This is a genomic window from Roseovarius sp. THAF8 (assembly GCF_009363735.1).
Classification (GTDB): Bacteria; Pseudomonadota; Alphaproteobacteria; order Rhodobacterales; family Rhodobacteraceae; genus Roseovarius.
This window is the reverse complement of the sequence record NZ_CP045410.1, coordinates 3,082,221-3,103,082: the sequence shown is the minus strand read 5'-3', so window position 1 is coordinate 3,103,082 and position 20,862 is coordinate 3,082,221. Positions and strand designations below refer to the sequence as shown.

Sequence of the window (20,862 nt, the reverse complement as noted above, 5' to 3'; positions counted from 1 at the left end):
CAGACCCGGGCACATGGCATTCCAACGCTACGCTGTCTACCACACACCGCAGGGCGCCCTGGGCCGGTTCGGCGCCGATTGGCTCGGCTGGGACTTGGAAAGTGGCCAACCGACCACCCCGCCCGACATCGACGGCCTTCCGGCCCCGTGGGACGACATCACCGGCACCCCCCGCAAATACGGCTTTCACGCCACCGTCAAGCCGCCCTTCCGGCTGGCCGAGCGCTGCACCCAGGCCGACCTGGTGGCGGCTTTCACCACCCACTGCGCCCACTCCGCGCCGGTCACGCTCGACGGGCTGGAACTGGCGCAGCTCGGCCGTTTCCTCGCCCTCGTGCCCACCGGCGACACGCAGGCCCTGAACGCCCTCGCCGCCGACACCGTGCGCGACCTCGATGCGTTCCGCGCCGCCCTCTCCGACGCCGACCTCGCCCGCCGCCGCGCGTCCGGCCTCACGCCCGAACAGGACGCGCTCCTGCTGCAATGGGGTTATCCTTACGTGATGGACCAGTTTCGCTGCCACTACACCCTCTCGGGCAAACTGCCCAAGGCGCAGGCAGGCCAACTTCGCGCGGCTCTCGATCCCGTGGTCACCCCGCTTGTCCCACAGCCTTTCACTCTCGACACGCTCAGCCTCTGCGGCGAGGATGCCGAGGGCCGTTTCCATCTCGTTCATCGCGCCACCCTTTCGGGCTGAAGCTGCGCCCAGACCGCCTCCGCCGCCTCCTCCAAGGTGCCGGTATTCTCCACCCGGATCACTTGGCCCATCCCCTCCGGCAAGGCAAACCCCGCCCGCGACAGCCGCGCCGCGATCACCTCGGCACTTTCGCGCCCGCGTGCCGCCAGCCGGTCCGCCAGCACCGGCACCGGCGCCGTCAGGTGCACCACGGCAAAGCCGGGATACATCGCCTGCGCCTCGCGCAACACCGACCGCGACAGGTTCACCAGGCACAGGTGCCCCGCCGCCAGGTCCTCATTCACCGCCACCGGCACGCCGTATCTCAACCCGTGCGCCCGCCAGTGCAAGGCGAACGCCCCGGACCGCACCCGCGCCGCGAACACGTCCTCGCCGACCGCCTCGAAATCCTCACCGCCCGCATCCGCGTCGCGCGTGATCACCCGCCGCACCAGCCGCACGCACGCGTGCCGCTCCGCCAGCACCTGCATCACGCTGTCCTTGCCCACGCCCGACGGCCCGACAACGCCAATGAGCCGCCCGCCATGGACCAGCGCGCACATTACGCCGCCTTCGGGGTAAAGACCGACACGTCGATTTCCCGGTCGCAGACCCTTGCCCGCGCCGCCTCGTCATGGAAAATCCCCACGATGGCCGCGCCCCGCGCCTTGGCCTCCTCGATCAGGCGCAAGACCGTCTCGCGGTTATCCGCATCCAGACTCGCCGTCGGCTCGTCCAGCAACATCGCCGGATAGCCATGCGCGAACCCCCGCGCGATATTCACCCGCTGCTGCTCGCCCCCCGAAAAGGTCGTCGGGCTCAACCCCCACAACCCCTCGGGGATGTTCAACCGCCGCAACAGCTCCTCTGCCCGCGCCATCGCCACACCCTTCTCCACGCCCACGGCAAGCAGCGGCTCGGCCACCACCTCGCGCGTCGGCACCCGCGGCACCACCCGCAGGAACTGGCTGACATAGCCCAGCGTCTCGCGCCTGAGCGCCAGGATCTCCCGCGGCGCGGCGCGGGCCACATCCACGCCCGCCACCACGATCCGCCCCGAAGCGGCCAGGTAATTGCCGTAGATCATCCGCATCAACGTCGACTTGCCCGCGCCCGAGGCCCCGGTCAGCGCCACGCATTCCCCCGCCGCCACCGACAGCGACGCCGCCGCCATCACCGGAATCACCGCGCCGCCCTGGTTGTGCAGCACGAAATTCTTCGACACGTTCTCGATCTCGATCATGACCCGGCCTTTTTCTTGCCAAAAATACTCAAATCCCGCCGCCTCAAACCTGCAACACGCTGGAGACGAGCAGCTGCGTATAGCCATGCTGCGGATCGTCCAGCACTTGATCCGTCAGCCCGGTCTCCACCACATGCCCGTCCTTCATCACCATCAGCCGATCCGCCAGCAGACGCACCACCGCCAGGTCATGCGTCACGATGATCGCACTCAACCCCATCTCCCGCACCAGCCCGCGCAAAAGATCCAACAGCCGCGCCTGCACGCTGACATCCAAGCCCCCCGTGGGCTCGTCCATGAACACCAGCCGCGGCCCGGTCACCAGGTTCCGCGCGATCTGCAACCGCTGCTGCATCCCGCCTGAAAAGGCCGTGGGCCGGTCATCCACCCGGTCCTCGGCAATCTCCACCCGGCCCAGCCAATCCACCGCGCTGCTGCGGATCTCCCCGTAATGGCGCGCGCCCACGGCCATCAGCCGCTCGCCCACATTGCCGCCCGCACTCACCCCCATGCGCAACCCGTCCCGCGCGTGCTGATGCACGAACGCCCAATCGGTGCGCCCCAGCATCCGCCGCTCCGGCTCCGACATTTTCAGCGTATCGCGCGGCCCGTCCACGGCCGTGTCGAAAATCACCTCGCCGGCATCAGGAGCCAGATGACCGGCGAGGCAGCCAAGAAGCGTGGATTTACCCGATCCACTCTCCCCGACGATCCCCATCACTTCGCCCGGAAAAAGATCGAAGGACACGTCCCGGCACCCCACCCGGGGGCCATAGAACTTCGCCACATCGCGCACCTGCAACAATGGAGTCATCACACCAGCCCTCCCGCACGCGGATTTTTCGAAAAATCCGCTCCAAAATTTTTCCATAAAATTTTGCGCGCCTCGTGTCTCACGCCGCACCCTCCTCATTGGGCACGCCCTGCGCCCCCACATGCCCCGCGGCCCGGCGCCCCCGGCAGTAATCCGTGTCCGAGCAAACGAACATCCGCCCGCCCGCATCGTCCACGATCACCTCGTCGAGATAGCTGTCCCCGGCCCCACACAGGTCACATGCGTGCTCCGCCTTGCTGGCCTCGAACGGATGATCCTCGAAATCCAAGCTCACCACCTCGCACCAGGGCGGCAGCGCATAGATCCGCTGTTCCCGCCCCGCGCCGAACAGCTGAATGGCGGCCATCTCCAACTTCGGGTTGTCGAATTTCGGAATCGGCGACGGGTCCATCACGTAGCGCCCCTCCACCTTCACCGGATAGGCATAGGAGGTGGCGATCGCCCCGTGCTGGCTGATGTCCTCATAAAGCTTCACATGCATCAGCCCGTATTCTTCCAGGGCGTGCATCTTGCGCGTCTCGGTCTCGCGCGGCTCCAGAAACCGAAGCGGCTCGGGGATCGGCACCTGGTAGACCAGGATCTGGTCCTCGGTCAGCGGCTCTTCCGGTATCCGGTGCCGCGTCTGGATCAGCGTTGCGCGTCCCGTCTCCTCGGTCGTCTCCACACCCGCCGTGCGCTCGAAAAACTTGCGGATCGACACCGCGTTCGTGGTGTCGTCTGCGCCCTGGTCGATCACCTTCATCCGGTCCTCGGGCACCAGCGTGGCCGCACTCACCTGCACGCCGCCCGTGCCCCAGCCATAGGGCATCGGCATCTCGCGCGACGCGAACGGCACCTGGTAGCCGGGAATGGCCAGCCCTTTCAGGATGGCCCGCCGGATCATCCGCTTGGTCTGCTCGTCCAGGTAGGCGAAATTGTACTCGTTCACAGCAGCCCCCGCTCTGTCAGGTCCCGGCGCAGCGCGTCGGGAGAGGTGAAATGATGCGCCTGCCAGCCCGCCTTGCGCGCACCGTCCGCATTCGCAGCACTGTCGTCGATGAACAGGCAGTCACTCGGGCTCAGCTTGTTGCGCCGGCACAGCAGGTCATAGATCTCGCGCTCCGGCTTGACCGTGCCTTCACGCCCCGACACGACCACGTCCTCGAACGCCTCGCCCAGCTGCGGATGCACCCTCAGGGCCACGGGCCAGGTCTCCGCCGCGAAATTCGTCAGGCCATAGATCCCGTGCCCCTTGCTGCGCAGCCGCTCCATCAGCGACCACGTCTCACAGATCTTGTCCTGAATGGTCAGGTGGAACCGCTCGAAATACCCGTCCATCAACGCCGCATGGGCCTCCGGCACCGCCGCCACGGCCTCTTTGCGGCTGCGCCCGCGATCCTGCTCCAGGTTCCAGGCATAGAAATCCGCATCCATCAGGAACGCGTCGATTTCCGCATCACTGTCAAACGCATGCCGAAACGCCGCATAGGGGTCCCACCCGATCAACACGTTGCCGATATCGAAGACGATATTCACGCCACGCCCTCGCGTCCGCGCGCATACCGCCCCAGCCGTTCCTCCAGCGTGCCGGTGTGCAACTCCAGCAAATGCCCATCCGGCGAATGAAAATACACCGACCGCCCCTCTCCCTCGACCCGGGGCCGGGGTGGGCGCATCTCCAGCCCCAGCGCCTCGATCCGCGCCACGCGGCCCTCGAAACCGGCCTCGTCCACCTTGAACGCGACGTGATTATAGGTCCGCTCCGCCAGCGCCGCGCCCTTCATGATCGCCACCCAAACGTCGCCCACCATGAAAAACCGCTCCTCGGACAGCGAGAATTGCTCGGCCCCGCTGGCATAGACGCAGCGCGCCTCCAGCACCTCTTCCAGAACGCGCTGCATCCGGTCTAGGTCGGCGCAGACGAAGGTGATATGCGACAGTCCTTCGCTCATTCCGCCGCCTCGCGCGCCGGCTGGCCGTCCGCCACGCGCCGCAGTTTCCGCACCAATTCCAGCTCGCTCTGGAAATCCACGTAATGCGGCAGCTTGATATGCTCCAGGAACCCCGTGGCCTGGATATTGTCAGCGTGCATCAGCACGAATTCCTCGTCCTGCGCCGGCGCACCCTGGTCATCCTCGCCCAGCTCCTTCCAGCGCAGCGCCCGGTCCACCAACGCCATGGAAATCGCCTTGCGCTCGGTCTGCCCGAAGACCAGCCCATAGCCCCGCGTGAACTGCGGCGGTTCGGTCTTGGACCCCTTGAACTGGTTCACCGTCTCGCATTCGGTCAGGGTGATCTCGCCGATATCAATGGCGAACCCCAGCTCGGGGATGTCCATCTCGACCTCCACCGTGCCGATGCGCAGCTCGCCCACGAAGGCGTGGTTGCGCGCGTATCCCCGCTGCGTCGAATAGGCCATGCCCAGCACGAACCCCTCGTCGCCGCGCGTCAGCGATTGCAGCCGCAGCGCCCGGCTCGCCGGCAACTCCATCGGCTCGCGCGTCAGGTCGGGCGGCGTGGCGTGACTCTCATCCTCGGTCTGGATCAGCCCCTCGCGGTTCAGAAACCCGGTGATATGCGGCACCGGCCCGTCCTCGGCCTCGCCCTCCGGCGCCTCCGGCACCGCGCCCTCGGCGGCCAGTTTGAAATCCAGCAGGCGGTGCGTGTAATCGAAGGTCGGGCCCAGAACCTGCCCCCCCGGTGCATCCTTGAACGTGGCCGAGATCCGGCGGTCACACATCATCTCGCCCGTTTCCACCGGCGCGGACGCGCCGAACCGTGGCAGCGTCGTGCGATAGGCCCGAATGAGGAAAATCGCCTCGATCAGGTCCCCCCGCGCCTGCTTGATCGCCAGCGCGGCGAGGTCCGGATCGTAGAGCGAACCTTCCGCCATGACCCGGTTCACGGCCAGGCTCAACTGCTCGCGGATCTGCGCCACCGACAGCTCCGCGACGGACGTGTCGCCCCGCCGCTCCTCGGCCAGCCAGGCATGGGCGCTTTCAATCGCCCGCTCGCCGCCCTTCACCGCAACATACATGGCTCAGCCCTCCACCTTCGTGGTCCGCGGCAGCGCCGCCACGCGGTCGCCACAGGTGAAAAAGAAATCCAGCCCCAACGGAAACGCCTTTGCATTGCGCTGGAACGCCGCCACCTCCGGCAGGCTCAACCGCGCCGTCTCCCTGATGCCCGGCCCACTCAACACCGCCCCGTCGGCCACCAGTTCCGGCACCTCGACGATCAGAGTCGTCGACCGGTCCGGGTACTCCGGTGTGCCCAGCGGATAGGCCTCCAGCGGCCGCAATGCCTCCCACGACCCAAGCGCGAACATCGCCGCTTCCGGCCCGGCAAACGGCGCGCCGGTGTGGAACGTGATCCACTCCCGCACGGCGGGCGCATCGTGATCGCCTGCCAGGTACACAGGCGTCTCCGCATCGCACAGCGTCAACACCAGCACCCCCGCCGCCACCGTCAGCGGCGCAGGCGGCACCGCCCCGGCCAGGTCCTCGATCCGCCCGGGCCGCGCCATCGCGTTCATCGCCCCGCGAAAGGCCCTCGCCGCGTCCACCGGCGCATCGCCGAACCCGCCTGTCAGTGCCTCGGTGTGCATCAATCCTCTCCCCGCTGCATGGTGAAGAACTCCACCCTGGTCGCCGCCGCCTTGGCGCGGCGCTTCGCCTTCGCCGCTGCCAGCGCCTCGGTCAGCGGCCCCACGACCCCCTCGCGCACCCGGTCGGCCTCGTCGGTCTGCATCAACGCATCGACCAGCGCGGCGGTCGTCGCGTGCACCTTGTCGCGCCCCTGCACGTAGCCATGCCCGACCGCACCACAGCCCAGCCGCAACGAACAGCGCGTCACCGTCATTTCACCCAGGTTGAACGGCGCGCCCGTCGCCCCGGTCCGGCCCCGCACCATCACCGCACCCACCTCGGGCGCGCGCAGCATCTCGTGCTCGGGTTCCAGCCCCAGCCCGTCCCACAGCCGCGCCAGATCGGCGGCGGGGGCCTTGGCCAGCGTGCTCATCCACGCCTGTCTCTCGATAGTTTCGGTCATCTAGACACCTTGCGAAGTTGTCTATGTTACTATACAACTAGACAAATCTATAGCGCATCGCATCCGAGTCGCCAAGCCCCCGCCCCGTGAAGGTTTCATGACATGCCGACCAACACCGCCACACGCACCCCGGTCTGGAAATCCATCCGTGACACGCTCACCGATGACATCGCGGCGGGCCGCTACGCCCCCGGCGACAAGCTGCCGACCGAGGCGGAACTGGCCCGCCGCTTCGGCGTCAACCGCCACACCGTGCGTCGCGCGCTGGCGGACATGGCCGAGGCCGGAACCGTCTTTCCCCGCCGCGGCGCGGGTGTCTTCGTGGCGCAGAAACCCACCGACTATCCCCTGGGGACGCGCGTGCGGTTCCAGACCAACCTCCGCGCCGCCGGGCGGCTGCCATCCCGCCGCGCCCACCTGATCGAGACCCGCGCAGCCGACGCGACCGAGGCCGAGGCACTGGCCCTCGCCCCCGGCGACCTCGTGCACTCCTACGACGGGCTGTCGCTGGCCGACGACCAGCCGCTGGCGCTCTTCCGCTCGGTCTTTCCGGCCGCCCGCCTGCCCGGCCTGCCCGACGCCCTGCGCCGGCACAATTCCATCACCGACAGCCTGCGCGCCATCGGCATCCCGGACTACACCCGCGCCTGGACCCGCGTGGCCGCCCGTCTGGCCAGCCCCACCCAGGCCGGCCACCTGCACATCCGCGAAGGCGCGCCCGTCCTGCGCACCGTCTCGCTCAACGTCGACCCGGACGGCCAGCCGCTGGAATACGGCCGCACCTGGTTCTCGGGCGACCAGGTCACGCTGACCTTGGGCGACGTGCTGCCCGAAAATGAACCGGAAAAAGACACGCAGAATTAACGCTTTGTCACTCCGACGATACAAACCCACGCTACCTTAGCGAGAAACGAGCGAGAGCAGTACGATGGCCCCGAAACCCTGTGACATGCGCCTGACGGGCGCGCGCGTCCTGCGCGACGGCGAGCTGCAACGCCGCTCGGTCGTCGTCCGGCAGGGCGTGATCGGCAAGGGCCCCCTGCCCGCGGTCGACCTCACCGGCTATCTCGTCCTGCCCGGCATCATCGACCTGCACGGCGACGCGTTCGAGCGCCATATCGCGCCCCGCCCCTCCGCGCCCTTCCCGCTGGCCGACGCCCTCGCCGCCACCGACCGCGACGCCGCCTCCAACGGCATCACCACCGCGTGGCTGGCCCAAAGCTGGTCCTGGGAAGGCGGCCGCCGCGCCCCCGACCAGGCCGAGGCACTGGCCACGGCGCTCGCTACCGCCCGCCCCCGGCTGCTGACCGACCTGCGCCTCCAGATCCGCTGCGAGACGCATCTCACCGATTCCGCCGACCGCCTGCTGGCCCTGGTCGATGCGCATGACATCGACTACGTCGTCTTCAACAACCACCTCGACGACGCGCTCGACGCCGCCCGGGCCCGGCCCGTCACTTTGGCCCGCTGGGCCGAAGAGGCCCACCGCACGCCGCAAGAACACCTTGCCGCCCTGCGTGCCGCCAAGAAGAACGCCACCTTCGTGCCCCGCTTCCTCTGCCGCCTGGCCGAAGGCTTCGACCGCCGCGGTGTGCTCTACGGCAGCCATGACGACCCCGACGCCGAAACCCGCGAGACCTATTCCATGATCGGCGCCAAGATCTGCGAATTCCCCGTCACCCGCGCCGCCGCGCGGCTGGCCACCGCCGTGGGCGACCCGGTGCTGATGGGCGCGCCCAACGTGGTGCGCGGCGGCTCGCAGGCCGGCAACGCCGCCGCCGAGGACTTGATCGAGGCCGGCCATTGCGACGCGCTCGTCTCCGACTACCACTACCCGTCTCTGGCCCGCGCGGCCTTTGCGCTCGTGGACAAGGGCCTGCGCACCCTGCCCTCGGCCTGGGCCATGATCAGCAGCACACCCGCGCGGATCATGCGCCTGCCCGACCGCGGCGTGATCGACTATGGCCGCCGCGCCGACCTCGTGGTGGTCAACGAAGCCACCCGCCAGATCGAGGCCACCCTCTGCGCCGGCCGCATCACGCATCTCGCGGGCGAGGCCGCCACGCGGTTCTTCGGCGCCGGCACCGAACTGGCAATGGCCGCCGAATAGGCTGTTACCCAGATTTTATCCTGCCGACACATCCCTGTTGCACGACTCGGCCATACAGGCGGCGTTCACTTGTCCCTGAACATGCCAAGCTTATTTTCATGACCAATCCGGGCGGCCTTCGGGCCGCCCAATTTGGATCGGGACACCCCGCGCCTTCCCGTGAACGTCATCCTCGGGCGCGCCCCGAGCATCACACGCGCCACGCTCCGTAGGGTGGGGTTCCAACCCACCACGCCGCTCAACCCTCGTATTTCTCCAGGAATCCCTCCACCGGCAGGCCCCGGAAATCCTCCAGCGCCGCCCGCAGCCGATCATGGTCCCAATCCCACCAGCCCAGCGCCATCACCCGCTCCGCAACCTCGGGCGCCAGCCGCGCGCGCGCGGGCTTTGCCGGCACGCCCGCCACGATGGTGTAGGGGGCCACGTCCCGCGTCACAACCGCGCCCGAGGCCACCACGGCCCCGTGCCCCACCGTCACCTCCGGCTTCACCTGCGCATTGTGCCCCAGCCACGTGTCATGCCCGATGACCGTACGCCGCGCGCGGCGCTTGCCGAACCAGTCGGCATCATCCTCCGCATCGTCCCAGTAACTGGCCGAGCGATACATGAAATGATGCAGGCTCGCCCGGTCCAGCGGATGATCCGTGGCCCCCACCCGCACGAAACTCGCGATGTTGGAAAACCTGCCCACGTCGGTATTGGCGATGTCGCACATCCGGTCGCAATAGGAATAATCCCCGAACACCGACTGCGCCACACGACTGCCCCGGCCCACCTCGCAATAGGCCCCGAACGAACTCCCGGAAATCTCGCACTCGGGATGGATCAGCGGCGCATCGGCACTCAGCTTCGGCATGTGGCCCTAGTGCCCCGCATCATCCGACTGGATCAATCGCCGCCGCAACATTCCCGACACCCAGTCCATGAAGATCACCATCAGCACGACCAGAACGATGTAATAGGTCACCTCTTCCCAGTCCTTCTGGGTGATGATCGCCTGCGTCAGCAAAAGCCCGATCCCACCCCCGGTGATCGCGCCGATGATGGTGGCCGACCGCGTGTTGCTCTCCAGATAATACAGCACCTGGCTCAGCAGCACCGGCGTCACCTGCGGAATGACACCGAACCGATACCGCTGCACCGGCTTCGCCCCCGTCGACTGCACACCCTCGATCTGCTTGTCGTCCACGTTCTCCAGCGCCTCGGAAAACAGCTTCCCGAACGAGCCCGTATCCGTCAGCAATATCGCCAGCGCACCCGTCAATGGCCCCAACCCGAAGGCCCGCGTCAGAACGATCGTCCAGATCAGCGCATCGACCCCGCGCAGGAAGTCGAACAGCCGCCGGAACCCGAACCGCACGGTTTTCAGCGGGGCAAAGTTCTTGGCCGCCATGAACGCAATGGGCAGCGCCACGATGGCCGCCCCCATCGTGCCCAGGAACGCCATAAGGATCGTCTCGAATATTGCCCACATCACGTCCGAATGCCGCCACATCTCGTTGTGCCAAAAATCCTCCCAGATCTCGCCCGCCTCGCCGCTGAACGCTCGGCCCAGAACCTGCCCCACGCTCATCCCGTGATAGGGGCTGTCCAGCGTGAAGAAAAACAGCTCCCAGCCGGTGAAATAGCGAAACACCTCAGACCGGTTGCGCGTGACCGACAGGCGACCCGCCTCGGTCGTGATCGCCAGCCGGTTCTTGGAACTGTTGATCCACTCCGGCAGATCACCCGTCGGGAACTCCTGCACCACGCCCTGGCTGCGGCTCGGCGTCGCCCGGATCAGGCCATAGCCCGGCACATCATAGGTGACCGTCTCGGGGCCAAAGACCACTACATGCCCATCCCCAAGGTCGATCACCGTGTCGCGCCCCAGCTCAACCCATTCAGGCGCCTCGCCCTCGGGATACTCGCCTTTACGCTCGCCCTCGATCGCCACGCCCACGCTGGCGTCGCTGTTATCGCGCGTCACGTGCACCTTATAGCTATAGGTATCCGCCACCAGCGCCCGGGCATTCTCGGCACTCGCCCTCTGCATCAGACCCGGCACGTCGAAGGCGAAAAAGACATAAACGAAATAGGCCAGGATGAGCGCCGGCACGCCAAAGGCCACCATCCGCTTGCGCTGAAACAGCGTGGCCGTCTGCGCCATCAGCGCGTCGGTGTCGGTCATCTTGGTATTCATCGATGTCGCGCTCATCGGTGCAACTCCACCTTGCGTCCGTGCACCAGCCGGTCCCGGAAGTGGCTCGACAGCTGGTCGAACAGAATGATCGTGGCAAACAGCATCAGGAACATCGCCGCCGCCTCGTCATAACGCCCCTGCCCCCAGCTGATCGCGTTCTTCAGCTCGTACCCAAGGCCGCCCGCGCCGACAAAGCCCAGGATAGCGGACGCGCGGATATTGATCTCGAACCGCATCAGCGCATAGCTCAGCCAGTTCGGCGCCACCTGCGGCACCACCCCCAGCATCATCCGCTGGCTCCACGTGGCGCCAACGCTTTCCAACCCCTCCAAAGGCTTCAGCGACGCGTTCTCGTTCACTTCCGAGAACAGCTTGCCCAGCGCCCCCGCCGTGTGGAACGCAATGGCGATCATCGCCGGCACCGGCCCGCCCCCCAGCACGAAAATCAGAATGAGCGCGATCACGATCTCCGGCACCGCTCGGGTGATGTCCATGATCCGCCGAAAGACCGGCACCAGCCTTGGAAACCGCGCCAGCCCGCGGGTCGACAGAAGCGACAGCAAAATCGCCGCCAATGCACCCACCAGCGTGCTGACGGCCGCGATGTTCACCGTCTCCAAAAGCGCCGGGAAAAACGTCACGAAATGCGCGGGCAGTTCGCCCGCCTTCTCCACGGCCTCGGCCATCACCTCGCCGGGATAGTCAAAGAAATTGTCCAGCCCGCCGATGAAGGACCCGCCATTGCGCTCTTCGGCAAGGCGAAAGCCCGACACCATCAGCAGGATGAAGACCAGCAACGTGATCCCCGAATAAAGCCGCCGCTTCGACACCTGCGCCATGTAGGTCGCCTGCATGTCGCTCAGCCGCGTCGCGCCGCCGGATTGGGTCACATCTGCCATGAAGCCTCTCGGAAAATATGCAAATGGCGGGCCCGGTTTTGGGGCCCGCCATCTAGGTGTCACGCGCTTATTGCGACTTGGACTTGCGCGCCTCGATGATCGACAGGTACGCGTCATGCGTGATCGGGTCGAAGCCCAGGCTTTCGCCGGCCGAGATCGAGTAGGTGCAGTCCTTGTCGGTGTCGTACATGCCGTCGACCAGGGCCACCATCGTCTCTTTCACATCCGCGGGCAGCGACTTGCGCAGCACGATCGGGCCTTCCGGGATCGGGTTCGATTTCCAGATTTCCACCAAGTCGTTCATGTCCACCAGGCCCGCATCCACGGCCTTTCGCAGCGCGCCCGAGTTATAGCCGTCTTCCCAGTTGCCCTGGCCGTCGGCCCAAGTCACGCCGGCGTCGATGTCGCCGTTGTTGACCGCAACGATGGTCTGCTCGTGGCCGCCGGTGAACTTCACCTCGCCAAAGTAATCACCCGATTCCATGGTGATCTCTTCGCCTTCCTGCGGGATCTCGATCGACGGGATCAGGTACCCGCTGGTCGAGTTCGGGTCGCCAAAGCCGAACACCTTGCCTTCCATGTCCTCGAGGCTGGTGATGCCGCTGTCCTTACGGGCAAAGCCGATCGAGTGATAGCCGTAAGAGCCATCCAGGTTGATCTTGACCAGCACCGGCTCGACCGCCTCGGGGTCCTGCAGATAGGTCGCGGCATAGCCCGACGCACCCAGCCACGCCATGTCCAGCGTGCCGCCGACAAGGCCCTGGATCACACCGGCATAGTCGGCGGGCGCGAACAGCTTGGTTTCCACGCCCAGCGCTTCCTCGGTGTAGTTCTTCAGGCACTCGTGCGAGCTCAGACGGTCCTGGGCGTTCTCGCCCCCCAGGATACCGATGCGGAACTCTTCGATTTCCTGGGCCATGACAGGTGCGGTCATGGCAGTGGTGGCCGCAAGGGCAGCGATCAGTTTCTTCATCTTGGTCCTCCAGTCAGGTTTGTTGCCACCGGCCCCCGTGACCGGCGTGCAGATGAATTTCAGGTCGTAGGGTCAGGCGATCTCGCGCTCCGGCGTCTCGATCGCGGTCGAGGTCGCAGCCTCGGAAAAGCCTGCGTCGGCGCCGTAGATGTCGCGCGCCACGCCGGTGGTCAGCTGCTCGGGCGTGCCATCGAACACCATCCGCCCGTCCCGCATCCCGATCACCCGGTCACAATATTTGCGGGCCGTATCCAGCGTGTGCAGGTTGGCCACCACAGTGCGGCCGTCCTCTTCGTGGATGCGGCGCAGGTCGTCCATCACCAGCTGCGCGTTCATCGGGTCGAGGCTGGCAATCGGCTCGTCGGCCAGCACGATCTTGGGCTCCTGCATCAGCGCCCGCGCGATGGCGACGCGCTGCTGCTGGCCGCCCGACAGCGCCTCGGCCCGCTTCGGCGCGTGCTCGGCAATACCCAACCGGTCCAGGATGGCGATGGCGCGATAGATATCGGCCTGCGGGTAGAGGTTGAACATGGTGGCAAAAGTCGACCGACGATTGAGCGTGCCGTGCAGCACGTTCGAAACCACGTCCATGCGCGGCACCAGGTTGAACTGCTGGAAAATCATCGCGCAGTCCGACTGCCACGCGCGCTTCTGGGCACCTTTCAGGGCGGTTACGTCGCGCCCTTCAAACACGATGCTGCCATTGCTGGCATCGGTCAGCCGGTTCAGCATCCGCAGCAAGGTCGACTTGCCTGCCCCCGACCGGCCGATAATGCCGATCATGGCGGGTTTCTCCACGCTGAACGTGATGTTGTCCACGGCCTTGTGCTGGCCAAAAACCTTCGTCAGCTTGGTAATCTCAAGCACGCTCATGTCCCCCGGTCGTTCGGCGCACACCTACGCAGGGTTTCAGAAGCTTCTGTGACGCTGCGGTAAAACTTTTGTAACGCAGGCCGGCCCGCGACACTTCGCGCGCCCATGCTGCATTGCGGCGGAACGCTTGCATTGCGCCCTGCGCGGGCGTATCCCGAAACCATGACACGCGCATCCACACGTCTGAAATCCAGCGACTGGCTTACCGCCGGGCTCGATGCGCTGTCCGAACTGGGCCCCACCGCGCTCAAGGCCGAACCGCTGGCGGTACGGCTGGGTGTATCCAAGGGCTCGTTCTACTGGCACTTTCGCGACGTGCCGGCCTATCACCAGGCCCTGCTGGCCGCGTGGCGCGACGACAGCATCGCCCGCCTGCCCGACCTGATGAATGACGGCAGCACCGAGGTGGCCCGCCTGCGCAATCTCGCCCAGGCGTATGCCGCGCCGGATGCGACCGAACCCGCTCTGCGCGCCTGGGCCAATTCCGACGACCTCGCCCGCGCCGCGGTCAACGACGTCGACGACGCCCGCCTGGCCGCCCTGCAATCGCTTCTGTCCGACATCGGCATCGACAACCCGGAAATGGCGCGCATCCTCTATGCCTCGGCCATCGGCATGACATCGCTCGGCAATGCCAGCCCCGCGGACCACATCAGCGCCATCGGTTCGCTCGTCGACCTGGTACTGGCCCTGCGGTGATGCGCGGCCTCCTGACGATGCCCCTGGTGGTGTCGCTGCTGAATTGCAGCGGCGATGAAACCCTCTCGGGCCACGGCGCGGCGGACAGGACATGGCAACTCGCGGAACTCGACGGCGCCGCCTTCGACGCGACCGCCACCATCACCTTTCCCCAGGAAGGCAAGATCGTCGGCGAGGCCCCCTGCAACCGCTACTTCGCCGCGCAACTGCAACCTTACCCCTGGTTCGAGGCCGCCGAGATCGGCACCACCCGCCGCGCCTGTCCCGACCTGGCGCAGGAAACCGCGTTTCTCGACGCGCTCGGTGCCATGTCTTTGGCCGAGGTCACCGAAACCACCCTGATCCTCAGCACACCCGAGGGCCGCGAGATGATCTTCCGCACCGCCGAGTGAGGCGAGCCGGGGCTGGGGACACATAGCGGAACAAAGCACGCAGTACGCCCCTCGCGCCATCCCCCCTCTTCCTCTGGCTTCAAATATCCCCGCCGGAGGCATCCGCCGCTGCCCTCCGTCCCAAGGGTCAGCCATCTGGCCGCGCGGGTTACCCCAGCCCGTCGACCAGGATCGCATTCAGCTCCGACCCCGACCGCCGCAACACTGCGAGCTCCTGGAACGCGTCCGAGTGCCAGAACGCCCGCGCATGGTCCCGGTCTGGAAACTCCAGGACGAAGGCCGCATCGGGCAGCACACCCTCACCCTCCATTCTCTCGGGCGCACCGCCCCGCACCAGAAACCGGCCTTCATGCGCCGCCACCACCTCGGGGATCTTGGCGAAATACGCCTCCATCCAGTCCCGGCTGTGGATCTCCATCTCCCCGATCACGTATGCCGCCATGGCCCTGCCCTCCGTCCGATCCGCCGATCCTAGGCCGCAGACACCAGCCGGCGCAATGCCACCGGCCCGCCGCACGGTTGTTCTCGGGCCCCTCAGCCCCCAGATGACATCCAACAGATGAAAGGCCCCGCCATGCGCTATTCCGTCCTCGATCTCGCCCCCGTGCCCGAAGGTCACGACACCGCGACCGCCATCGCCAACAGCCGCGACCTCGCGATCGCGGCCGAAAAGATGGGCTATCACCGCTACTGGCTGGCCGAGCATCACAACATGCCCGGCATCGCCAGCGCCGCAACGTCTGTCCTGATCGGCCACATCGCCGAGGCGACGACGACCATGCGCATCGGCGCGGGCGGCGTCATGCTGCCCAACCACGCGCCGCTGACCATCGCCGAGCAGTTCGGCACGCTCGCCACCATCCATCCCGGCCGCATCGACCTTGGCCTCGGCCGCGCGCCGGGCGGCGACATGGCCGTGGCGCGCGCCCTGCGGCGCGGGCTCGAGGCCGACCGATTCCCCGACGACGTGGTCGAACTCATGGGCTATTTCGCCGATGCCGATCCCGCCGCCCCCGTCTCGGCCCATCCCGGCCAGGGCACCCATGTGCCGGTCTGGATCCTCGGCTCCAGCCTTTACGGCGCGCAACTGGCCGCGCATCTGGGCCTGCCTTACGCCTTCGCCTCGCATTTCGCACCCGACGCGCTCGACCAGGCGCTGGAAATCTACCGCACCCGGTTCCAGCCTTCGGCCCAGCTAGACCGTCCGTATTTCATGCTGGCGGCAAACGTCTTCGCCGCCGAAACCGACGCCGAGGGCGCCTACCTGCGCACCTCCATGCAACAGGCCTTCGCCCGCCTGCGCACGGGCCAGCCCGGCAAGCTGCCCGCGCCGGTCGAGGATATCGAGGCCGCCATCGGCCCGCAGATGACGGAGTCGATCAACCACGCCCTGAGCGTCTCCGCCACCGGCTCCCCCACCACCGTCCGCGCCCAGCTTGGCGTCCTCAAGGACCGCTACCAACCGGATGAGATCATCCTCACCGGCCAGATCCACGACCACGCCGCGCGGGTCAATTCCTTCCGCATCGCCGCCGAGATCTTGCAGGACATGACCACCGCCGACGCCGCCTGATGCCCCAGCCACCTCTCCCAACGGAGGCAATCGTCAGCCCCTGGGGTGGCGATCCCACGGCAATTCTGAAGCACTTCATGCCTGCCAAACACATCCTCGGAAGGATCGTTGCGCCCAGCCTCCCCCAAATCGCCAGCCCGAGGGAGGGGCTGACGATGGCCGGGCCGCTGCGCGGCTGTTAACCGGCTTGGTGCTCGATACCGGTGTCTTTCAAGGCTCGAATCGTACATTCGCTGCCGGCGGCACGAATGTCGGCTGCGCGGACAAAGCTGCCGTGTCACAGTCCTTGTAGGGTGGGGTTTTACCCCACCACGACGGGGAGTGTGGGGTGAAACCCCACCCTACAATTGACGTCAAAGTGGGCTCAAACCAGACCAACGCGCTCTTGTCGATCATGAGCGACCCGATCGCGAACAACCGCCCCCCTCACCCCTCCGCCGCCTGCTCCAGCCGCCGGATCAGCCGCGCCCGCGCCTCGGGCAGCGGCTTGTGCCCCATCTCCGGCGCCAGGTGGTGCATCAAGAAATATCCCGTCACCCCTAGCCCCTCCAATATCTCGGCATCGCTGCACACTCCCTCGCCCAGCAGCGGCGCAGGCAGCGGCAACAGCTTGTCCGCCCATTCCCCCGCGCCCGCCCGCGACACCGCCCGCCCCGTGCGCGGCGATATGAAGCTCAGGTCGTTCGCCTCGCGCCCCTTCACCGCGCATTCGCCCAGGTCCAGCCCGAACCCCATCTCATCGAGCAGCGCCATCTCCCACTTGAGATAGGCCAGCGGCCACACATCCCCCTGTCCCAGCAGGTCCAACAAAGCCTCGGTCTGGCCATAGAGCCGCCGGTGCGCCTCACGCTCTGGCAGGCAGAACATCAGCAGCGCCGTCACCGCGTTCAGCCCCGCCAGCGCCACCCGGTCCCCCAAAGACGCCGCCGCGCGCGACCGCACAGGCTCCACCGTGAACGCGCCCAGGTGATCCTCCAGCCGCGCCTTCCACGTCACATCCACCTGTCCGCCGGGCTGCAACACCGGCGCCATCTTGCGCGACGCCCCGCCGCGCACCACGCCCGCATGCCGCCCCTTCAGGGGCGTGAACACCTCCAGGATCGCCGCCGCCTCGCCATGCGGGCGGCTGGCCAGTACAATACCTTGGTCGCGCCATTCCATGACACTGCTCCGCCTTCCGAAGGACCATAGGACATCAAAAGATGAACCCTGCCAAGGCCCGCCCCGACACACGGTCTGGAAATCCAGACATGACCGGGGGCGCGGGATATGCTTATCTGCCCCCCGTATAGATTTTTCGCATAGGGGGATCCGATGACAATTTCCACCGCCCGCGCCGTGGCGCTGACCACCACGCTTCTCGCAGCTCCGGCGGCACTTGCGAATGACAATGTCATGGTGGTCTTCGACGGCTCCAACTCCATGTGGGGCCAGATCGACGGCACCGCCAAGATCGAGATCGCGCGCGACGTCATCGGCAACCTTCTGGGCGACTGGGCCGACGACCGCAGCGTCGGCCTCATGGCCTACGGCCACCGTGCCCGCGGCGACTGCTCGGATATCGAGGTCATCGTCGAGCCCGGCGCGGCGCAGCGCTCGGAAATCCTGGACCGCATCAAGTCCATCACACCCACCGGCAAGACCCCCCTGACCGATGCCGTGGAACAGGCCGCGACACAGCTTTCGTACACCGACCGCCCCGCCACCGTGGTCCTCATCTCCGACGGGCTGGAAAGCTGCGAGCGGGACCCGTGCGAGCTGGCCCGCACGCTCGAAAAAGGCGGCGTCGGCTTTACCGCCCACGTGGTAGGATTCGGCCTTGGCGCAGACGAGGACACCGCCTCGCTCGCCTGCATCGCCGAGGAAACCGGCGGGCAATACATCCAGGCCTCCAACGCCGATGAACTGGGCGCCGCCCTCTCCGCCGTCGCCACCGCCGTCGCGGCACCGGACCCCGAGCCCGAACCGCAGGCGCCCCAGGTCACCGTCGACGCACCTGATACGGCCGTCGCCGGCAGCCCCACCACCATCACTTGGGACCCGACCCAATCCGAGGCCGACTACATCGCCGTCACTCCCGCAGACGCGCCCGAAACCGAACTTGGCCAATACACCCGCATCGGCAAGAACTCCGACGTCACCTTCGCCATGCCCGGCGAGCCCGGCGCCTACGAGGCCCGCTATTACAGCACCGAGACCAAGGCGGTACTAGGGTCCGACCCCATCGAGATCACGCCAGCCCAGGTCACCCTGCAAGCCGCCGACACCGTCCAGACCGGCGCGCCCGTGGCCATCAGCTGGTCGACCACCATAAACCCGCGCGACTATATCGCCATCGTCCCCGCCGGCGCCGATGCCGGCACGCTCGCCAACTACCGCGCCATCAACAAGAATGAGAGCTTCGACCTCACAGCCCCCGCCGATCCCGGCCTCTACGAGATCCGCTACATCCTCAACGTCGACAGCCGCACCGTCGCCAGCCGCCCGCTCGAGGTGGCCGACCCGCAGGTCACGCTCCAGACGCCCGAAACCGCCCTCACCGGCGCCGAAATCCCGGTCAGCTGGGCGGGCACGGTCAACGCCAAGGACTACATCACCATCGTTCCCATGGGCGCCGAGGAAGGCAGCTACACCAACTACTTCCCCGTCCTCGACGACAGCTCCGGTCGCCTTCTGGCCACCGCCGATCCGGGGATGTTCGAGATCCGCTACATCCAGCGCGAAGGCAACAAGACGCTGGCCCGCGCCACCATCGAGCTTCTGACGCCCGAGGTCACCATCAGCGGCCCCGCCACCGCCGTCACCGGCGCGCAGGTCCCCGTCAGCTGGACCGGCACGGTCAATGCCAAGGACTACATCACCATCGCGCCCACGGGCTCGGACGCCGGCACCTACGGCAGCTATCAGCCGGTGCGCGACGATGACACCGTGACACTCACCATGCCCTCCGACCCCGGCATGTACGAACTGCGCTACGTCCTGCGCGAAGGCCCGCGCGTGCTGGCGACTGCCCCCATCGAGGTGGCCAACCCCGAGGTCACCGTCTCGGGCCCCGAAACAGTCGCCACCGGCGCACAGTTCACCGTCTCCTGGACCGGCACGGTCAATCCCAAGGATTACGTAACCATCGTGCCCGTCGGCGCCGAGCCCGACACCTACGGCAGCTACCAGCCCGTCCGAGAAGACACCGAGACGCGCCTGATCGCGCCGTCGGATCCCGGCATGTACGAACTGCGCTATCTCCTGCGCGAAGGCCCCAAGGTCATGGCCACCGCAATGATCGAGGTGACTGAGCCTCAGGTCACCGTCTCCGGCCCCGAAACCGTCAGCACGGGCGCGCAGTTCACCGTCTCGTGGACCGGAACCGTGAACGCCCAGGACTATGTCACCATCGTCCCCGTAGGCGCTGCCGAAAACGAGTTCGGCAACTACCAGGTGGTCCGCGACAATTCCGAGACGACGCTCACCGCGCCCTCCGACACTGGCATGTACGAATTGCGCTACCTCCTGCGCGAAGGCCCCAAGGTCATGGCCACCGCCATGATCGAGGTCACCGAACCGCAGGTCACCATCTCCGGCCCCGACAGCGCCGCGACTGGCTCTTCTGTCACCGTGAAATGGACCGGCACCGTGAACCCGCAGGATTATGTGGTCGTCGTCCCCGCCGGCGCGACCGAAAGCGAGTTCGGCAATTACCAGGTCGTGCGTGACGCGTCGCAGGTGGCGCTGACCATGCCCGCCGATCCCGGCATGTACGAGCTGCGCTACCTGATGCGCGAAGGCCCCAAGGTTCTGGCCACCGCCATGATCGAACTGACCCCGCCCGAGGTCACGGTCACCGGCCCCGACCAGATCCGCGCGGGCGACGACATCGCCGTCGAATGGAGCGGCACGGTCGCCACCAACGACTACATCAACCTCGTCCCGATGGGCGCGGCGGATGACACGTTCGGCACCTACCTCTCGGTGCGCGAGGCCACTTCCGCCACCCTCGAAGCCCCCTCCGACCCCGGCCTTTACGAGGTGCGCTACCTCCTGCGCGAAGGCACCCGCGTGCTGGCCCGCCACACGGTCGAGGTGCTGGCCGCAGACGCCGCCCTCAACACCGGCGCCGCCCTCACCGCGCCCGACAACGCGGCCCCCGGCAGCACCATCGACGTCTCCTGGCAGGTAGACAGCACCAGCGCCGATCAGCGCATCACGCTGGCGCGCGGCAACCAGGCGATCTTCACCTGGCTTCAGGCCGTCAAGATCACCGACGGCGCCACCGGCGTGCAGATCGACCTGCCGAATGAACCCGGCGTCTACGAGCTGCGTTTCCTCGACGTCTCGGGGCAAGAGGTGCTCGCCCGCAAGGTCATCACCGTGGAGTAAGACC

At 66.9% G+C, this 20,862-nt stretch carries 23 protein-coding genes; 7 read left to right on the top strand and 16 right to left on the bottom strand.

Annotation, left to right across the window (positions count from 1 at the left end; translation table 11 throughout):
* Nucleotides 1-13 precede the first annotated feature (13 nt).
* A complete protein-coding gene (locus FIU85_RS15160; RefSeq protein ID WP_152497497.1) occupies nucleotides 14-697 on the top strand; it encodes a DUF1045 domain-containing protein in 684 nt (227 codons plus the stop codon).
* On the opposite strand, the gene phnN is transcribed toward FIU85_RS15160, so the two are convergent.
* The 9 genes from phnN to phnG all read right to left on the bottom strand — a co-directional run bounded on the left by phnN (nucleotide 673) and on the right by phnG (nucleotide 6,783).
* Nucleotides 673-1,239: a phosphonate metabolism protein/1,5-bisphosphokinase (PRPP-forming) PhnN gene (gene phnN / locus FIU85_RS15155; RefSeq protein WP_152493623.1), complete on the bottom strand. Its 567-nt coding sequence runs from the start codon at nucleotides 1,237-1,239 to the stop codon at nucleotides 673-675. The two genes, FIU85_RS15160 and phnN, sit on opposite strands and share 25 nt — an antisense overlap.
* Complete coding sequence (gene phnL, locus FIU85_RS15150) at nucleotides 1,239-1,919, bottom strand: phosphonate C-P lyase system protein PhnL (protein ID WP_152497496.1); 681 nt, start codon at nucleotides 1,917-1,919, stop codon at nucleotides 1,239-1,241. Before phnL ends, phnN begins: the two co-directional genes overlap by 1 nt.
* A gap of 43 nt (nucleotides 1,920-1,962) precedes the next feature.
* Nucleotides 1,963-2,733, bottom strand: a complete 771-nt coding sequence (gene phnK, locus FIU85_RS15145; protein ID WP_152493625.1) for a phosphonate C-P lyase system protein PhnK — start codon at nucleotides 2,731-2,733, stop codon at nucleotides 1,963-1,965.
* Between the two features lie 79 nt (nucleotides 2,734-2,812).
* Complete coding sequence (locus FIU85_RS15140) at nucleotides 2,813-3,682, bottom strand: alpha-D-ribose 1-methylphosphonate 5-phosphate C-P-lyase PhnJ (RefSeq protein ID WP_152497495.1); 870 nt, start codon at nucleotides 3,680-3,682, stop codon at nucleotides 2,813-2,815.
* Complete coding sequence (locus FIU85_RS15135; protein ID WP_152497494.1) at nucleotides 3,679-4,269, bottom strand: HAD family phosphatase; 591 nt, start codon at nucleotides 4,267-4,269, stop codon at nucleotides 3,679-3,681. The genes FIU85_RS15140 and FIU85_RS15135 overlap by 4 nt, the downstream gene beginning before the upstream one ends.
* Nucleotides 4,266-4,685, bottom strand: a complete 420-nt coding sequence (gene fosX / locus FIU85_RS15130) for a FosX/FosE/FosI family fosfomycin resistance hydrolase (protein WP_152497493.1) — start codon at nucleotides 4,683-4,685, stop codon at nucleotides 4,266-4,268. Before fosX ends, FIU85_RS15135 begins: the two co-directional genes overlap by 4 nt.
* Entirely contained in the window at nucleotides 4,682-5,770 is a 1,089-nt protein-coding gene (locus FIU85_RS15125) for a carbon-phosphorus lyase complex subunit PhnI (protein WP_152497492.1), read from the bottom strand. The genes fosX and FIU85_RS15125 overlap by 4 nt, the downstream gene beginning before the upstream one ends.
* A 3-nt stretch (nucleotides 5,771-5,773) precedes the next feature.
* On the bottom strand, nucleotides 5,774-6,340 hold the full coding sequence (gene phnH / locus FIU85_RS15120) for a phosphonate C-P lyase system protein PhnH (RefSeq protein ID WP_152497491.1): 567 nt from the start codon (nucleotides 6,338-6,340) through the stop codon (nucleotides 5,774-5,776).
* A complete protein-coding gene (gene phnG / locus FIU85_RS15115; RefSeq protein WP_152497490.1) occupies nucleotides 6,340-6,783 on the bottom strand; it encodes a phosphonate C-P lyase system protein PhnG in 444 nt (147 codons plus the stop codon). The genes phnH and phnG overlap by 1 nt, the downstream gene beginning before the upstream one ends.
* A gap of 102 nt (nucleotides 6,784-6,885) precedes the next feature.
* Here phnG and phnF point away from each other — a divergent pair, with 102 nt between their 5' ends.
* Together phnF and FIU85_RS15105 are read left to right on the top strand one after the other, a co-directional pair.
* The gene (phnF, locus tag FIU85_RS15110; protein ID WP_152497489.1) at nucleotides 6,886-7,647 is read left to right on the top strand and encodes a phosphonate metabolism transcriptional regulator PhnF; all 762 of its coding nucleotides are present in this window, start codon (nucleotides 6,886-6,888) and stop codon (nucleotides 7,645-7,647) included.
* A 64-nt stretch (nucleotides 7,648-7,711) separates the two neighbouring features.
* Entirely contained in the window at nucleotides 7,712-8,893 is a 1,182-nt protein-coding gene (locus tag FIU85_RS15105) for an alpha-D-ribose 1-methylphosphonate 5-triphosphate diphosphatase (RefSeq protein WP_152497488.1), read from the top strand.
* A 238-nt stretch (nucleotides 8,894-9,131) separates the two neighbouring features.
* Here the strand turns inward: FIU85_RS15105 and FIU85_RS15100 are convergent, their stop codons facing one another.
* The 5 genes from FIU85_RS15100 to phnC form a co-directional block, all read right to left on the bottom strand.
* Nucleotides 9,132-9,749 carry a chloramphenicol acetyltransferase gene (locus tag FIU85_RS15100; protein ID WP_152497487.1) on the bottom strand — a complete coding sequence of 206 codons (618 nt, stop codon included), beginning with the start codon at nucleotides 9,747-9,749 and terminating at the stop codon, nucleotides 9,132-9,134.
* Nucleotides 9,750-9,755: 6 nt separating this feature from the next.
* Nucleotides 9,756-11,075, bottom strand: a complete 1,320-nt coding sequence (gene phnE, locus FIU85_RS15095; protein ID WP_152498278.1) for a phosphonate ABC transporter, permease protein PhnE — start codon at nucleotides 11,073-11,075, stop codon at nucleotides 9,756-9,758.
* Nucleotides 11,076-11,086: 11 nt separating this feature from the next.
* Nucleotides 11,087-11,974, bottom strand: coding sequence for a phosphonate ABC transporter, permease protein PhnE (gene phnE / locus FIU85_RS15090; protein ID WP_152497486.1), 888 nt, complete (start codon nucleotides 11,972-11,974; stop codon nucleotides 11,087-11,089).
* Nucleotides 11,975-12,041: 67 nt separating this feature from the next.
* Entirely contained in the window at nucleotides 12,042-12,947 is a 906-nt protein-coding gene (gene phnD, locus FIU85_RS15085) for a phosphonate ABC transporter substrate-binding protein (protein WP_152497485.1), read from the bottom strand.
* Between the two features lie 72 nt (nucleotides 12,948-13,019).
* Nucleotides 13,020-13,814: a phosphonate ABC transporter ATP-binding protein gene (phnC, locus tag FIU85_RS15080; RefSeq protein WP_152494562.1), complete on the bottom strand. Its 795-nt coding sequence runs from the start codon at nucleotides 13,812-13,814 to the stop codon at nucleotides 13,020-13,022.
* A gap of 168 nt (nucleotides 13,815-13,982) precedes the next feature.
* Between phnC and FIU85_RS15075 the strand changes: the two genes are divergently transcribed.
* Nucleotides 13,983-14,519, top strand: a complete 537-nt coding sequence (locus FIU85_RS15075) for a TetR/AcrR family transcriptional regulator (protein WP_152497484.1) — start codon at nucleotides 13,983-13,985, stop codon at nucleotides 14,517-14,519.
* Complete coding sequence (locus tag FIU85_RS15070) at nucleotides 14,519-14,911, top strand: META domain-containing protein (RefSeq protein WP_152497483.1); 393 nt, start codon at nucleotides 14,519-14,521, stop codon at nucleotides 14,909-14,911. The genes FIU85_RS15075 and FIU85_RS15070 overlap by 1 nt, the downstream gene beginning before the upstream one ends.
* 148 nt (nucleotides 14,912-15,059) lie before the next feature.
* On the opposite strand, the gene FIU85_RS15065 is transcribed toward FIU85_RS15070, so the two are convergent.
* The gene (locus tag FIU85_RS15065) at nucleotides 15,060-15,353 is read right to left on the bottom strand and encodes a DUF1330 domain-containing protein (protein ID WP_152497482.1); all 294 of its coding nucleotides are present in this window, start codon (nucleotides 15,351-15,353) and stop codon (nucleotides 15,060-15,062) included.
* 132 nt (nucleotides 15,354-15,485) lie between these two features.
* Here FIU85_RS15065 and FIU85_RS15060 point away from each other — a divergent pair, with 132 nt between their 5' ends.
* Nucleotides 15,486-16,484, top strand: a complete 999-nt coding sequence (locus tag FIU85_RS15060) for an LLM class flavin-dependent oxidoreductase (RefSeq protein ID WP_152498277.1) — start codon at nucleotides 15,486-15,488, stop codon at nucleotides 16,482-16,484.
* A 426-nt stretch (nucleotides 16,485-16,910) separates the two neighbouring features.
* Here the strand turns inward: FIU85_RS15060 and recO are convergent, their stop codons facing one another.
* Nucleotides 16,911-17,645: a DNA repair protein RecO gene (gene recO / locus FIU85_RS15055; protein WP_152497481.1), complete on the bottom strand. Its 735-nt coding sequence runs from the start codon at nucleotides 17,643-17,645 to the stop codon at nucleotides 16,911-16,913.
* A 153-nt stretch (nucleotides 17,646-17,798) separates the two neighbouring features.
* Here recO and FIU85_RS15050 point away from each other — a divergent pair, with 153 nt between their 5' ends.
* Nucleotides 17,799-20,858 (top strand): VWA domain-containing protein, encoded by a 3,060-nt coding sequence (locus FIU85_RS15050; protein ID WP_152497480.1) that lies wholly within the window; start codon nucleotides 17,799-17,801, stop codon nucleotides 20,856-20,858.
* The last annotated feature ends 4 nt before the right edge of the window (nucleotides 20,859-20,862 follow it).